Genomic DNA, 13,693 nt, shown 5'->3' with positions numbered 1-13,693 from the left:
GCTGGCCGGTATGAAGAGCCCGCTGCTGAGCCTGCCCGGAGCCGTCCCCGCCGAAGGCGCCGACGAGGGCGTCGCCGCCCACTACGGCGACATCTTCCGTGAGCAACGCAACCTCTCGCAGGGCACGGGCTTCGTGGACCTCTCGCACCGCGGCGTGCTCACCGTCACCGGCCAGGACCGCCTGGCCTGGCTGCACCTGCTGCTCACCCAGCACGTCAGCGCGCTGGCGCCGCAGGAGGCCACCGAGGCGCTGGTGCTCTCCCCGAACGGGCACGTCGAGCACGCGCTCTACCTGGTCGACGACGGCACCACCACCTGGGCGCACGTCGAGCCGGGCACCCAGGAGGCGCTGCTGGGCTACCTGGAGAGCATGAAGTTCTTCTACCGGGTGGAGGTCGCCGACGCGACCGCCGAGTACGCCGTGGTGCACCTGCCGGCGGGCTCCACCGCTTCCGTCGAGGGCGCCGCGGCGGTGCGCGAACTCCCGTACGGGCGCGATCTGTTCGTGCCGCGCGCCGAGCTGGCGGAGCTGACCGCCGGGTACGGCCCGGCGGCGGGGGTCTGGGCGTACGAGGCGCTGCGGATCGAGGGCCACCGGCCGCGGCTGGGCTTCGAGACCGACCACCGGACCATCCCGCACGAGGTGGACTGGCTGCGCACCGCCGTCCACCTGCAGAAGGGCTGCTACCGCGGACAGGAGACCGTCGCCCGGGTGCACAACCTGGGCCGGCCGCCGCGCCGCCTGGTCTTCCTGCACCTGGACGGCACCGAGGAGACGCTGCCCCCGCACGGGACGCAGGTGCGGCTGGCCGCGGAGCCGGACGGGCGCCCGCTCGGCTTCGTCACCTCCTCGGCCCGCCACCACGAGCTGGGGCCGATCGCGCTGGCGATCGTCAAGCGGAACGTCCCGGTGGACGCGGTGCTGCTGGCCGGGACGGTGCCGGGCACCCAGGACGTGATCGTCCCGCAGTAGCCCGTGCGCCCGGCTGCGGTCAGACCTCCACGAGGACGGTGAACGGGCCGTCGTTCACCAGCGCCACCTGCATGTCGGCGCCGAACCGGCCCGTCTCCACCTTGGCGCCGAGCGCGCGCAGTTGGGCGACCACCTCGTCCACCAGGGGCTCGGCGACCGGGCCGGGGGCGGCGGCGTTCCAGGTCGGGCGGCGGCCCTTGCGGGCGTCGCCGTAGAGGGTGAACTGGCTGATCACCAGCAGCGGGGCCCCGAGGTCGGAGCAGGACTGCTCGACGCCCTCGTCGTCGGCGGGCAGCAGCCGCAGCGTCCACAGTTTGCGGGCCAGCTGGGCGGCCTTGGCCGGGGTGTCCTCGTGGGTGACGCCGACCAGGACGCAGAGCCCGGGCCCCTCGATCGCGCCGACGGTCTCTCCGGCCACGGTCACCCTGGCCTCGGTCACTCGCTGCACCACTGCTCGCATGCCGCCATTGTGCCGGAGGCCCGGGGCGGGCCCGACGGGCACCCGGCGCCGTGCTCGGCGGGCACCCGGTGCCATGCCCGGCGGCACCTTGGGGCGTGCAGGAGGGGCGCGTGTGCAGGTGGTGCACGCCGGGTGGTGCGCGCCTGCGCGGGGTCGGGCGCCGCTCTTCCTGCGGAAAGGTCCGGTCATATCAGCCACCCCCGTTCGCCAGGGGGCCGTTCGGGTGCACGGGCGGTGCGCCCGCGCCGGGCGGGGTGGCACGCTGGTGGACCGTACGGAGGGCCCGGCGCGCCATGTGGTCCGCCGCACCGGGCCGGGCTCGGCCGGGCGGTCGAGCCCGTAGGTCAGGCGTTCTGGCGGCATCGCCCCGGTGGGTGGTTCCGGCCGGGAACCGGAACCTTCGGGGGCGGCCGGGCGTGCCAACGGACGGGACGCGTGAGCCCGTCGGGGGACGGGTCGGACCGGCGGCAGGGACGCAGTGCCGCGAGCGGGCGGGATCGGACGACGGCAGGTGGGTTGGTTGATGGACGCGAGCAGCGCGGCGTGGGACCGGTCCGGGCACGTGGCGGAGGTCGCCGGGGGCGCCGGGGCCCTGGGCACGGCGATAGAGCCCGACCTGGAGCGGCTGGGCCTGGACCAGCTGCGGATCCTGCGCCGGGAGACCCTGGAGCAGGAGGCCGACCTCTCCTACCTGCGGCGGCTGCTGCACGGGCGGATGGACATCCTGCGCGCCGAACTCGACCGCCGGCCCGGAGGTCCGCCCCGGGCCGCCGGGCCGCCCGGGGCGGACGGCGCCGACGGGCCCCCCGGCGACCTGCTGGACCGCCTCCCGGCCATCCTGACCGACGCGCCCTCCACCGTGCGGCGCTCGGCCCGGCACGTCACGCTCGGGCCGCCGCGCGGCCACGAGTCCCAGCTGGAGGCGGCCGAGCTGATGGGGGACGTCCAGCTCGCCGACCTGGCCGCGCACCCGGCGGAGGAGCTGCTGGCCGCGCTGGAGCGGCTGCGCGCGCACGAGCGCGAGGTGTCCGGGCGGCGGCAGCTGCTGCTGCGGACGGCCGACGGTTGCAGCGCGGAGATCACCCGCAGGTACCGTGATGGGGAAGCACGGGTCGAGGACCTGCTCGCAGGGGGGCCGCTCTGACCGGGTGAGGTACCACGGGCGGGCGGGGCCCGGTCCACCCTCACCCCCGGAAGGCTCCCGCCATGTCCCAGTCCGCCACCCCGCCCGTCGTCCTCGCCGAGGTCATACGCTCGGGCTTCACCGAGGGCCGCCACCACGGCTCCCTGGTGCTGCTCGCCGCCGACGGCTCGGTGGAGTTCGCGCTCGGCGACCCCGACGCGCCGGTCTTCCCCCGGTCGACCGCCAAGCCGTTCCAGGCGGTGGCCACGCTGCGGGCCGGGCTGGCGATCGAGGGCGAGCTGCTGGCGCTGGCCGCCTCCAGCCACTCCGCAGAATCGTTTCACCTCGACGGTGTGCGGACCATCCTGAGCTCCGCAGGGCTCGACGAGTCCGCCCTGCTCACCCCGGCCGACCTCCCGCTCGACGAGACCGAGGCGGAACTGCTGCTCGGCTCCGGCGGCCGCCGCGCCCCCGTCCTGATGGACTGCTCCGGCAAGCACGCCGGCTGGCTGGCCGCCTGCGTCGCCAACGGCTGGGACACCGCGAGCTACCTCGACCCCGGGCACCCGATCCAGCGGCTGGCCCGCGAGGCCCTGGAGGAGGGCACCGGCGGGACCGCCACGCACGCCGGGGTGGACGGCTGCGGCGCGCCGCTGCTGGCCGTCACGCTGACCGGCCTGGCCCGCGGCTACCGCGGCCTGGTGCTGGCCGCCGAGGGCACGGCGCCCCGCCGGGTGGCCGACGCGATGCGCGCCCACCCCGAGTACGTGGCCGGCACCCGCCGGGCCGACACCTGGCTGATGCGGGCCGTCCCCGGCGCGCTGTCCAAGATGGGCGCCGAGGCCGTCCAGGTGGTGGCGCTGCCGGACGGGCGGGCGCTCGCCTTCAAGATCGACGACGGCGGCGAGCGGGCCCGCGGCCCGGTGCTGGCGGCCGCGCTGCGCCGGCTCGGGGTGACCGGCGCGGACGAGACCGTCGAGCGGATCGGGGCGGCCCCGCTGCTGGGCGGCGGGGCTCCGGTCGGGCAGGTGCGGGCGGCCTTCTAGCGGCCTCCGCGGCCTCCCGCGGCCGTCCCGGGGTGTGCCGGCGGCCTCCCCGGGGCGTCCCGGAGGCCTGACAGCGGCCTTCCAGGGGATGCGGGGCGGCCGGAGGCGGCCGTCGGCGTGCGGGCGGAGCGGCGGCGGTGCACGGTGGACCGGGGGCCGTCGCACAGCTGAGGGAGTCCGCCATGACTGACCACGTGTACCGGGTGACCGAGATCGTCGGATCCTCGACCGAGAGCGTCGACGCCGCGATCCGCAACGGGGTGGAGCGGGCCTCCCGGACGCTGCGCAACCTCGACTGGTTCGAGGTGACGCAGGTCCGGGGCCACCTGGACGGCGGCGGGGTGAAGCACTACCAGGTCGGACTGAAGCTCGGCTTCCGGCTGGAGGACTGAGCCGCTCCCACGGCCCGCCCCGGCCCGCTCGCCCGGGCCCGCCCGCAGCCCTGCCGCCGCCGGCCCCGCGCCCGGTCAGCGTTCGGGCAGCACCAGCGGAACCCCGGTGCGCGGGTGCGCCAGCACCTCGACCGGGTGGCCGTACACCTCGCTGAGCAGCGGGGCGCGCAGCACCTCGGCGACCGGCCCGTCCGCGACCGTCGCCCCGGCGTTCAGCAGCACCACCCGGTCCGCGTAGGCCGCCGCCAGGGACAGGTCGTGCAGCACCACGACCACGCCGTCCCCGGCGGCGGCGCGCTCCCGGGCGACCCGCAGCACCAGCTCCTGGTGGCGCAGGTCGAGGGCGGCGGTCGGCTCGTCCAGGAGCAGCAGCGACGCGCGCTGGGCCAGGACCCGGGCCAGCGCCACCCGGGCCCGCTCGCCGCCGGACAGCGCGGTGAACGGGCGCCCGGCAAAGGCGGCGGACTCGGTGGCGGCCATCGCCTCGGCGACCACGGCCTCGTCCTCGGCGGCGGCCGCCGTGCCGGTCCAGGGGGCGCGGCCCATCCGGACCACCTCGTCGGCGGGGAACGGGAAGGACAGCGCGGCGGACTGCGGCAGCAGCGCGCGGTGCAGGGCGAGCTCGGCGGCGCCGTAGCCGGCCAGCGGGCGGCCGCGCAGCCGGACCTCGCCGCCGTCCGGCCGGACGTCGCCGGCCAGGACGGACAGCAGGGTGGACTTGCCGGCGCCGTTCGGCCCGAGCAGCGCGACCACCTCTCCGGCGGCGACCCGCACCGACGCGCCGTCCAGCAGGGCGCGCCCGCCGATGGTCAGCCGGACGGTCTCGGCGGTCAGCAACTCGGTTCCGGGAACGGGCCGTTCGGGCACCTCCCGGAGGGTTCGCAATCTCATGCCCAGCCTCCCTGCCTGGTCCTGGTCCGGCGCAGCAGCCAGAAGAAGAACGGACTGCCGATCAGTGCGGTGAGCACCCCGAGCGGTAGCTCGGCCGGCTCGGCGACGGTGCGGGCGGCGAGGTCGGCGGCCACCAGGACCAGCGCGCCGCCGAGCGCCGAGGCGGGCAGCAGGAAGCGGTGGCCGGGCCCGGCCAGCATCCGCAGCAGGTGCGGGACGACCAGTCCGACGAAGCCGATGATGCCGCTGACCGCGACGGCCGCGGCGGTGAGCAGCGCGACGACGGTGATCAGCACCAGCCGCATCCGCTCGACGTCCACCCCGAGGTGGCGGGCCGGGCGTTCGCCGAGGGCCAGCAGGTCCAGCTTGCGGGCGTACAGCGGGGCGACGGCCAGGCCGACGGCGGCGAACGGCAGGACGGCGAGCACCTTGCCCCAGGTGGCCTGGGAGAGCGAGCCGAGCTGCCAGAAGGTGACCTGGCTGATCGCGGCGGAGTCGGCGGTGAACAGGAAGATCCCGATCAGCGCACCGCAGAAGGCGTTCACGGCGACCCCGGTGAGGATCAGCGTGACCACCTCGGTGCGGCCGCCGGAGCGGGCCATCAGGTACACCGCGAAGACGGTCAGCAGGCCGGTGGCGAAGGCGAAGGCGGTGATCGTCCAGCTGCCGAGGGCGTCCAGGCCGAGCACGATGCAGGCCACCGCGCCGACCGCGCCGCCCGAGGAGACGCCGATCACGGCGGGCTCGGCCAGCGGGTTGCCGAACACGCCCTGCATCAGCGCCCCGGCGCAGCCGAGCGAGCCGCCGACCAGCAGGGCGAGCACCACCCGGGGGAGCCGGACGTTCCACAGCACCGACTCGGGCACCCGGTCCAGGGCGTGCCCGCCGAGGCCGAGCCGGTGGGCGGCGGAGGCCAGGATGTCGCCGAGCGGGATGCGGTAGGCGCCGATGCCGGCGGCGAGCAGGGCGCAGAGCACCAGGGCGGCGGCGAGCCCGGCGGTGATCAGGGTGGTCCTGCTGACGGCGGGCGCGCTCTTCGCCCGTACGGCGGTGGTCACTTGGCGTCCGCCGGGTAGAGCTGGGCGGCGATCTCGCGGAGCACCTGGGGGGTGCGCGGGCCGTAGCTGAGCAGTTGGCCGTCCTCGATCGAGACGATCCGGCGGTCGAGGCCGGCCGGGGTCTGGGCGACGCCGGGCAGCTTGAGCAGGCCGTCGACTCCGCCGACCGAGTCCAGGCCCTTGCTCATCACCAGGATGGCGTCGGGCGCGGCCTTGACCAGGGCCTCGCTGGTGAGCGGGGTGAAGTCGCCGGTGAGGCCGGCGGCGGTGCCGGCGTCCTGGCCGCCGACCGCCTCGATCAGCGAGCCGGCGCCGGAGGCGGGCCCGCCGAGCAGGTAGACGGAGGCGCTGCCGCGCAGGTAGAGGAAGGCGACCTTGGGGTGGCGGGCGGCGGCCGGGGCGGCGGCCTTGGCCTCGTCGATCCGCTGGTCGGTGCGTTCCTTCAACTGCCGTCCGGCGTCCGGGACTCCGAGGGCGGCGGCGACGGTGTCGATGCGCGGGCCGACGTCGGCGAGCCGCTTGGCGTCGTCCAGGACGAGCAGCGGGACGCCGGCCGCGCGGATCTGCGCGATGGCCTCGGCCGGGCCGGTGGAGCGGTCGGCGAGGACGACGGTGGGGTGCAGCGACAGCACGCCCTCGGCGGACACGTCGTGGGCCTGGGTGATCACCGGCAGGGCGGCGGCCTGCCGGAAGGTGGTGGAGACGTCCCGGGCGACGACCTTGGGGCCGAGGCCGAGGCTGAACACCAGCTCGGAGAGGCTGCCGTTGAGCGGGATGATCCGCTCGGCGCTGGTGACGGTGACCTGGCGGCCGTCGACGGAGGCGGTGGTGGCCGGGAGCTGCGGGACGGGTTCGACGGGCAGCGGTTCGACCGCGTCGGGGGCCCGGGAGGAGCTCGCCGCGGCCGCTCCGCCGGTGGTGCCGGACGGGCCGCAGGCGGTGAGGGCGAGCAGCAGGCCGAGGGCGAGCAGCAGGAGGGCGGGCCCGCGGGCCGCCCCGGTTCGGATCGTACTGCTGCTCAACGCTCTTCCCTTCAGTGGGAGTTGTCGCCGATCCGGTCCTGGTGGAGGGGTTGCGGCGGGACTCTTGACTCATATATTAGGTTAGCCTTACCTGAGTTTCGCAAGGGGGGTCGGCGCCACGCCCGACCCCTCCCTTGCCGCGTCCTCCACCGCCACTGACCGCACCCCGCCGAGGAGTGATCCGCCGTGCCCCTGTCCAGCCGGCTCCGCCGTCTGGCCGCCACCCTGGTGGCCGCCCTCGCCGCCCTGCTGGCGGTGGGCCTGTCACCCGGCCCGGCGCACGCGGCGGAGGGCAAGGTCGCCGGCGGACGGCTGGACTGGGGCATCAAGCAGTCCTTCCTGACGTACATCACCGGGCCCATCGCCAAGGGGAGTTGGACGCTCAACGGCGGCGCGGCCACGGTCGGCGGCAGCACCTTCCGGTTCCACTCCGCGACCGGCGGCTACGACCCGGCGACCGGTGCGCTGACCGCCGCCTTCTCCGGCGGGGTCCGGTTCACCGGGCACCAGGAGAACGGCGCCAACGCGCTCGACCTGAGCCTCAACCGGCTCACCGTCCGGGCCGTCCAGGGCGGCGCGGCCGGGCTGTACGCCGACGTCAGCAGCAAGTCCAAGGACACCGGGCAGGTCAGCAGCGCGAGCCAGGCCAAACTGGCCGAGCTCTCACTGGGCGGCGTCGACCTGCGCGGCGCGGCCGGCACCCTGACGCTCAGCAACGTGCCGGGCACCCTCACCGACGCCGGGGCCAAGGCCTTCGGCAACTTCTACCCCGCCGGGACGGCCCTGGACCCGCTCACCCTCTCGGTCAACCTGCCTGCCGCGCAGCCGACTTCGCAGGCCCCGTCGCCGACCGCCGCGGCCACCCCCTCGGCGGCCGCCGTGCCGACGCCGTCGGCGACCGCCGAGGCCCCGAGCGCGGAGACCCCGACCGCCCCGCCCGTCGCCCAGGCCCCCGCCAGGACCGAGTTCGCGAACGGCGCCCTCGACTGGGGCGTGCGCCGCACCTTCCGCGACTACGTCACCGGCTCGATCGCCCAGGGCCGCTGGGAACTCGGCGCCGGCGCGGCGGACGGCGGCGCCTACTTCCGCTGGACCCCGGCCAAGGGCAGCTACGACCCCGCCGACGGCGGCCTCACCGCCGCCTTCGCCGGCACCGTGCGCTTCACCGGCCTGCGCAGCGGCGACGCCTACGGCCTGGACCTCACCCTCGCCAACCCGGGCGTCACCGTGGCCGGCGGCCAGGGCCGCCTGGTCGCGGACGTCTCCGGCCGGACCCTGGACGGCGCCACCCAGCAGCTCACCGGCGTCGAGCTGGCCGCCTTCGACCCGGCCGGCCTCAAGCCCGAGGGCGGCCTGCTGAAGGCCGTCGAGGTGCCGCTGAAGCTCACCGAGGGCGGCGCCAAGGCCTTCGGCGGCCTCTACCCGGCCGGCACCGAGATGGACCCGCTGAGCTTCGCCGTCGCGCTCGACCCGGCCGCCGCGCTGCCCCCGCTGCCCGACCTCGGCAGCGCCCCGGCCACCGCGCCGAGCGCCACCGCGACCCCCGCCACCAGCCCCTCCGCCGCACCCGTCGCCGCCTCCTCCCAGGGCGGCTTCCCGATGGCGGCCGTGGCCGGCGGCGCCGTGCTGGTGGCCGCGCTCGCCGTGACCGGCGGCCTGCTCGTCCGGCGCCGCCGCGCGGCCGCCGCGTCGGGCGCGGCCGACGGCCCCGGCGACGGCCCCGGCGCCGCGTCGGGCCCCGGCGACGCGGCCTGACACCCCGGAGCGTCCCCCCGCTCCCTCCCCCCGCCCCATCCGAACGGAGTACCCACCATGTCCCGCAACCGCACCCGGCTGGCCGCCCTCGCGGCCGCCACCGCCGGCCTCGGCCTGACCGCCCTCGGCGCCCCCGCACTGGCCTTCGGCGCGGGCGGCCCCGGCAGCGTCACGTACGACACCGGCTCGCTGGACTGGGGCGTGAAGGCCAGCTTCCGCAGCTACGTCAGCGGCCCGGCCTCCCAGGGCGGCGCCATCGAACTGACCGGCGGCGCCACCACCAACGCCGACGGCACCTTCCACTTCGGCCTGGCGAACGCCACGTACGACCTCGCCACCCACGCGCTGAGCTCCTCCTTCACCGGCGGGGTCCGCTTCACCGCCCACCACGGCGCGCTGGACGTCGCCCTCAGCGACCTCAAGGTCACCACCGCCGGGACGACCGGCACGCTCACCGCCGACACCGCCTCCAAGGAGTCGATGGGCGCCACCGAGGTCACCCGACGGGACGACGTGCCGCTGGTGACGTTCACCGTCGGGCGCGACACCACCACCGGGGTGCCGACGGCGGCGAAGCTGACCGAGCAGGGCGCCAAGGCCTTCGCGGGCTTCTACGCGGCCGGGACGGACATGGACCCGCTGTCGCTGCTGCTGAAGCAGAGCCCGGCGACGCCGTCGCCGACGGCCACGGCGACCGCCACCGCCACCGCTTCGCCGACGGCCCCGACCCCGACGTCGACGCCGTCCGCGACGGGCACGCCGACCGCCTCGCCGTCCGCCACCGGCACGCCGACGGCCGCGCCCTCCGCCACGCCGTCGGCCACCTCGACGCCGTCCGCGACGCAGTCGCCGAGCGCCACCGCCTCGCCGTCCGCGAGCGCCACCCCGTCCGCGACCGGGACCCCGGCGCCCACCGGCGCCCCCGGCCGGCTGCCCGTGCTGAACGGCACCCTCGACTGGAAGGTCAAGGAGAGCTTCCGCGCGTACCTGGCCACCCCGATGGCGAGCGGCAAGGTCGAGTTCGGCGGCGGCGCGGCCGACTACCGCTTCGGCGGCGCCACCGGCGGCTACAACACCGCCGACCACTCGCTGACCGCCGCGTTCGACGGCTCGGTCCGCTTCCTCGGCCACCCCGGCAAGGACGGCTGGGCGCTCGACACCACCCTCTCCAAGCTGGGCCTGACGATCGACCAGGGCGGCGCCTTCCTGACCGCCGACGTGAACGGCAAGTCCCCTGACGGCAAGGCGACGTCGCTGAGCGGCGCGCGGATCGCCAAGCTGGACGTGCCCGCCTCCGCCCTGAAGCCGGTCAACGGCGTGGTGACGCTCTCCGGCGTCCCGGCCACGCTCACCGCCGAGGGCGTCCCGGTGTTCTCCAACTACCCGGCGGGCACGGCCCTGGACCCGGTCAGCGCCACCCTGGCGTTCGACAAGGACGCCAAGCTGCCGGCCACCCCGCCGACCGCCGGGTCCGGTGTCGGTGCCGGTGGTGCCGACCAGCCCGCCGGAGGCCAGGGTTCGGGCACCGGCACGGTCGGCGGCGCCTCGCTGACCACCGGCGGCGGCCTGACCGGTGCGGGCAGCGCGGGCGGTGCGGGCGGCGTGCTGGCCGCCACCGGTTCGGACACCCCGGTGGTCCCGCTGCTGGCCACCGCGGCCGGTCTGCTGCTGGTCGGCGGCAGCGCCACCGTGCTGGTGCGCAACCGGCGCGGCGCGCGCTCCTGACGCACCCCCGGGACGCGCGACGGCCCCGGCGAGCAACCGCTCGCCGGGGCCGATCCGTTGGCGCACCCGGGCGGGTGCGCCTCGGGAGAAACGTTCAGGCGCTCAGGGGGTAGCGAGCGTCCAGGTCCCGGAAGACCGCGCCGTTGAGCACGAAGGCCCGCTTGCACTCCTCGACCACCCGGCGCCGCTCCACCTCGTCCATCGCCAGCCCGGCGGCGTCCAGCCGGGCCCGGTACTCGCGCTTGAAGGCGGCCGGGTTGTCGACCTCCTCGAAGACGTAGAACCGCACGCCGTCGCCCTTGCGCTCGAAGCCCCAGGTCTTCTCGGCGATGCCGCGGATGATCTGACCGCCGGACAGGTCGCCCAGGTAGCGGGTGTAGTGGTGCGCGATGTACCCGGCCGGCCACGTCTCGGCCAGCTCCTCCACCCGCGCGACGTACGCGGCGGTGGCCGGCAGCGGCGCCAGGCCGTCCTGCCAGTCCGGCCCGCGCAGGTGCGCCAGGTCGTGCTCGATGGCGGCGGTGCGCAGCAGCGCCCGGTCGATGAAGGGCCCGGCGAGCGGGTGCTCGGCCAGGTGTCCGGCGCGGTCCTCCAGGGCCCGGTAGACGTACCAGAGCTGGCCGGTGAGGTCGGCGTAGGCCTCGATGCCGAGCCGTCCGCCCAGCAGGTGGCTCATGAACGAGGACTGCTCCGCAGCCTCGTGCTCCTCGCTGCTGGCGGTGCGGAGCGCGGTGGAGAACGGGACGGGCTCGGGCGTGGGCATGCGGCCTCCAGGATCGGATTCGGCCCCGACTGTTTTGGTTAGCCTAACCTAACAATCCGTCTTGCCGACAGGTTGTCGGCAAGACGGCCGCGTCCGGCCCCGGACACGGCGAAGGCCGGGGCCCGCGGACGAATCCGCTAACCCCGGCCTCCGGCTGCCCCGACCTACCTCGAACTGCTCAGAACTATCTGATCGAACGAGATCGGAACGACGGCTCAGTGACCGCCCTGCTCCGCCAGACGCTTGATCGAAGCGGTGACCTCGGCCTCGGCCTCGGCGCGGCCGACCCAGTTGGCGCCCTCGACGGACTTGCCGGGCTCCAGGTCCTTGTAGACCTCGAAGAAGTGCTGGATCTCCAGACGGTCGAACTCCGACACGTGGTGGATGTCCCGCAGGTGCTCCCAGCGCGGGTCGGTGGCCGGAACGCACAGCAGCTTGTCGTCGCCGCCGGCCTCGTCGGTCATCTGGAACATGCCGATGGCACGGCACTTGATGAGGCAACCCGGGAAGGTCGGCTCGTCCAGGATCACCAGCGCGTCCAGCGGGTCGCCGTCCTCGCCGAGCGTGCCCTCCACGTAGCCGTAGTCGGCCGGGTAGCGGGTCGAGGTGAAGAGCATCCGGTCGAGCCGCAGCCGGCCGCTCTCGTGGTCGACCTCGTACTTGTTACGAGAGCCCTTCGGGATTTCGATAAGGACGTCGAATTCCAACGGTTCCTCCAAGGTAGGGACTGACAGAATCCAAGTGTCTCCTACGGGAGTGAGTGCTCAGGAAAGGGGCCGGTCGGTGGGAACAGGGGTCGGGGCGGCGCGCCGCCGCAGGGGGACGGCCGCGGGACTGTTCGGGGCGGCCCTGCTGGTCGCCGGAACGGTCCTGACCTCGGGCGGAGCGTACGCGCAGCCCTCCCCGGGCCCCGGCGGCCACAGCACCGAGCACGGCGAGGGCGACGGCCGGGGCGACGGCCGGGACGGCCGCGACGGCGGGAAGGGCGGCCGGGGGAAGGGCGACGGCAAGTCCAGGCCGGGCGACACCCCGGCCACCCGCCCGGGCGAACAGCCCGCCACCTCCGGCACCGCCGCCGGCTCCACACCCACCGGCACCGGCTCCACGGGCCCCACCGGCTCCGCCCCCGCCCCGGGCGGCGGTGCCCGCCCGGCCCCCGCCCCCGGTGCCGTCCTGGCCATCGTCGAGGCCGGCGGCTCCGCCGCCGCACCCACCGCCCAGGGCCTCCAGCAGGCGCTCGCCGCCGTCGTCGCCGACAAGAGCCTCGGCACCGTCACCTTCGCCGTCGCGGACGCCGCCGACGGTCAACTCCTCTACGGCTCCGGCGAGAACACCCCGGCCACCCCCGCCTCCACCACCAAGCTGGCCACCGCGATCGCGGCCCTGTCGCTGATCCCCGGCGACACCCGGCTGACCACCCGGGTGGTCCGGGGCGCGGACCCCGGCACGATCACCCTGGTCGGCGGCGGCGACCCGACGCTCACCGCGCTGCCCGCCGACCAGGTCCAGATCGGCGGCCAGGCGGCCGATGCCGACACCGCCCCCGCCTCGCTCGACGCCCTGGCCCGGCAGACCGCCGCCGCCCTCAAGGCGGCCGGCACCACCACCGTCAAGCTCGACTACGACCTGTCGATGTACGCGGGCAACCCGCAGCACAAGAACCACGACGGCCAGAACATCGCCCTGGTCGTCCCGTTGATGGTCGACGAGGCCAAGGTGGACCCCAAGAGCCGTGACGACGCGCCGGCCCGGGTCGCCGACCCGGCCGGGAAGGCCGCCGAGGTCTTCGCCGCCCTGCTCAAGGCCCAGGGCGTCACCGTCGACGGCACGGCCAGGCCCGCCGCCGCCCCGGCCGCTGCCGCCGCCCCCGTCCTCGGCCGGGTGGACTCGCCGACCGTCGCCCGGCTGGTCGAGCGCATGCTCACCACCTCCGACAACCAGATCGGCGAGGCGATGGCCCGTCAGGCGGCCCTCGCCGCGGGCCAACCGGCCAGCTTCGAGGGCGCCGCCACCGCCGTCACCCAGGAACTCGCCAAGCTCGGCGTGCCGATGGCGGGCGTGTCCCTGAACGACGGCAGCGGACTGCACCCGGGCAACGCCGTCCCGCCCGCCGTCCTCGTCCGACTCCTCGCCCTGGCCGCCTCCGACCAGCACCCGACCCTGCGCCCGGTCCTCACCGGCCTGCCCATCGCCGGCTTCACCGGCACCCTCGGCAAGCGCTACGGCACCGGCTCGGGCGCCGCCGACGCGGCCGGTCTGATCCGCGCCAAGACCGGGACCCTCAGCGGCGTCAACACCCTCGCCGGCACCGTCGTCGACGCCGACGGCCGCCTCCTCGCCTTCGCCGTCATGACCCGCACCACCGCCGCCGCCGACACCGCGCGCGCCGCCATGGACCGCATCGCCGCCCGTCTCGCCACCTGCGGCTGCCACTGACCCGCCCCCGCCCGCCCGCGGCCCCCGCCCCGTCGGGCGGGGTGAGGGT

General features: G+C 75.9%; 13 protein-coding genes. 7 read left to right on the top strand and 6 right to left on the bottom strand.

The annotated features are described in order from the left end of the window. Window positions 1–10 precede the first annotated feature (10 nt). Window positions 11–973 (top strand): folate-binding protein YgfZ, encoded by a 963-nt coding sequence (locus OG556_RS15630; RefSeq protein ID WP_371517562.1) that lies wholly within the window; start codon window positions 11–13, stop codon window positions 971–973. Window positions 974–992: 19 nt separating this feature from the next. Here the strand turns inward: OG556_RS15630 and dtd are convergent, their stop codons facing one another. After that, window positions 993–1,433 (bottom strand): D-aminoacyl-tRNA deacylase, encoded by a 441-nt coding sequence (gene dtd / locus OG556_RS15625; protein WP_063348263.1) that lies wholly within the window; start codon window positions 1,431–1,433, stop codon window positions 993–995. 523 nt (window positions 1,434–1,956) lie between these two features. On the opposite strand from dtd, the gene OG556_RS15620 reads away from it, so the two are divergent. The 3 genes from OG556_RS15620 (at window position 1,957) to OG556_RS15610 (ending at window position 3,994) form a co-directional block, all read left to right on the top strand. Continuing rightward, complete coding sequence (locus tag OG556_RS15620) at window positions 1,957–2,577, top strand: ABC transporter substrate-binding protein (protein WP_371517561.1); 621 nt, start codon at window positions 1,957–1,959, stop codon at window positions 2,575–2,577. Between the two features lie 62 nt (window positions 2,578–2,639). Next, a complete protein-coding gene (locus tag OG556_RS15615; RefSeq protein ID WP_371517560.1) occupies window positions 2,640–3,602 on the top strand; it encodes an asparaginase in 963 nt (320 codons plus the stop codon). Between the two features lie 182 nt (window positions 3,603–3,784). Next, window positions 3,785–3,994, top strand: coding sequence for a dodecin (locus OG556_RS15610; RefSeq protein ID WP_371517559.1), 210 nt, complete (start codon window positions 3,785–3,787; stop codon window positions 3,992–3,994). A 75-nt stretch (window positions 3,995–4,069) separates the two neighbouring features. Here the strand turns inward: OG556_RS15610 and OG556_RS15605 are convergent, their stop codons facing one another. The 3 genes from OG556_RS15605 to OG556_RS15595 are packed head-to-tail and all read right to left on the bottom strand — an operon-like array spanning window position 4,070 to window position 6,965. Beyond that, on the bottom strand, window positions 4,070–4,885 hold the full coding sequence (locus tag OG556_RS15605; RefSeq protein ID WP_371517558.1) for a heme ABC transporter ATP-binding protein: 816 nt from the start codon (window positions 4,883–4,885) through the stop codon (window positions 4,070–4,072). After that, entirely contained in the window at window positions 4,882–5,943 is a 1,062-nt protein-coding gene (locus OG556_RS15600) for a FecCD family ABC transporter permease (RefSeq protein ID WP_371517557.1), read from the bottom strand. The genes OG556_RS15605 and OG556_RS15600 overlap by 4 nt, the downstream gene beginning before the upstream one ends. Then, a complete protein-coding gene (locus OG556_RS15595) occupies window positions 5,940–6,965 on the bottom strand; it encodes a hemin ABC transporter substrate-binding protein (protein WP_371517555.1) in 1,026 nt (341 codons plus the stop codon). Before OG556_RS15595 ends, OG556_RS15600 begins: the two co-directional genes overlap by 4 nt. Window positions 6,966–7,151: 186 nt before the next feature. Between OG556_RS15595 and OG556_RS15590 the strand changes: the two genes are divergently transcribed. Beyond that, on the top strand, window positions 7,152–8,720 hold the full coding sequence (locus tag OG556_RS15590) for an HtaA domain-containing protein (protein ID WP_371517554.1): 1,569 nt from the start codon (window positions 7,152–7,154) through the stop codon (window positions 8,718–8,720). A 57-nt stretch (window positions 8,721–8,777) separates the two neighbouring features. Beyond that, window positions 8,778–10,445, top strand: a complete 1,668-nt coding sequence (locus tag OG556_RS15585) for an HtaA domain-containing protein (RefSeq protein ID WP_371517553.1) — start codon at window positions 8,778–8,780, stop codon at window positions 10,443–10,445. 94 nt (window positions 10,446–10,539) lie between these two features. Here the strand turns inward: OG556_RS15585 and OG556_RS15580 are convergent, their stop codons facing one another. Both OG556_RS15580 and OG556_RS15575 read right to left on the bottom strand, forming a co-directional pair. Continuing rightward, window positions 10,540–11,208, bottom strand: a complete 669-nt coding sequence (locus OG556_RS15580) for a heme oxygenase (biliverdin-producing) (RefSeq protein WP_371517552.1) — start codon at window positions 11,206–11,208, stop codon at window positions 10,540–10,542. A 215-nt stretch (window positions 11,209–11,423) separates the two neighbouring features. Then, window positions 11,424–11,915: an inorganic diphosphatase gene (locus tag OG556_RS15575; RefSeq protein WP_063348256.1), complete on the bottom strand. Its 492-nt coding sequence runs from the start codon at window positions 11,913–11,915 to the stop codon at window positions 11,424–11,426. A 76-nt stretch (window positions 11,916–11,991) separates the two neighbouring features. On the opposite strand from OG556_RS15575, the gene dacB reads away from it, so the two are divergent. Beyond that, window positions 11,992–13,644 carry a D-alanyl-D-alanine carboxypeptidase/D-alanyl-D-alanine-endopeptidase gene (gene dacB, locus OG556_RS15570; protein WP_371517551.1) on the top strand — a complete coding sequence of 551 codons (1,653 nt, stop codon included), beginning with the start codon at window positions 11,992–11,994 and terminating at the stop codon, window positions 13,642–13,644. The last annotated feature ends 49 nt before the right edge of the window (window positions 13,645–13,693 follow it).

This window comes from Kitasatospora sp. NBC_01300 (genome assembly GCF_041435235.1).
Lineage (GTDB): Bacteria > Actinomycetota > Actinomycetes > Streptomycetales > Streptomycetaceae > Kitasatospora.
The sequence above is the reverse complement of the archived record's forward strand: the minus strand, read 5'-3'. Positions and strand labels throughout refer to the sequence as shown.

Coding starts and splice junctions, on each gene's coding strand:
- OG556_RS15620 (WP_371517561.1), top strand. CDS start 1,957: ATGGACGCGAGCAGCGCGGCGTGGGACCGGTCCGGGCACGTGGCGGAG.
- OG556_RS15610 (WP_371517559.1), top strand. CDS start 3,785: ATGACTGACCACGTGTACCGGGTGACCGAGATCGTCGGATCCTCGACC.
- OG556_RS15580 (WP_371517552.1), bottom strand. CDS start 11,208: ATGCCCACGCCCGAGCCCGTCCCGTTCTCCACCGCGCTCCGCACCGCC.
- OG556_RS15605 (WP_371517558.1), bottom strand. CDS start 4,885: ATGAGATTGCGAACCCTCCGGGAGGTGCCCGAACGGCCCGTTCCCGGA.
- OG556_RS15615 (WP_371517560.1), top strand. CDS start 2,640: ATGTCCCAGTCCGCCACCCCGCCCGTCGTCCTCGCCGAGGTCATACGC.
- dtd (WP_063348263.1), bottom strand. CDS start 1,433: ATGCGAGCAGTGGTGCAGCGAGTGACCGAGGCCAGGGTGACCGTGGCC.
- OG556_RS15630 (WP_371517562.1), top strand. CDS start 11: ATGAAGAGCCCGCTGCTGAGCCTGCCCGGAGCCGTCCCCGCCGAAGGC.
- OG556_RS15585 (WP_371517553.1), top strand. CDS start 8,778: ATGTCCCGCAACCGCACCCGGCTGGCCGCCCTCGCGGCCGCCACCGCC.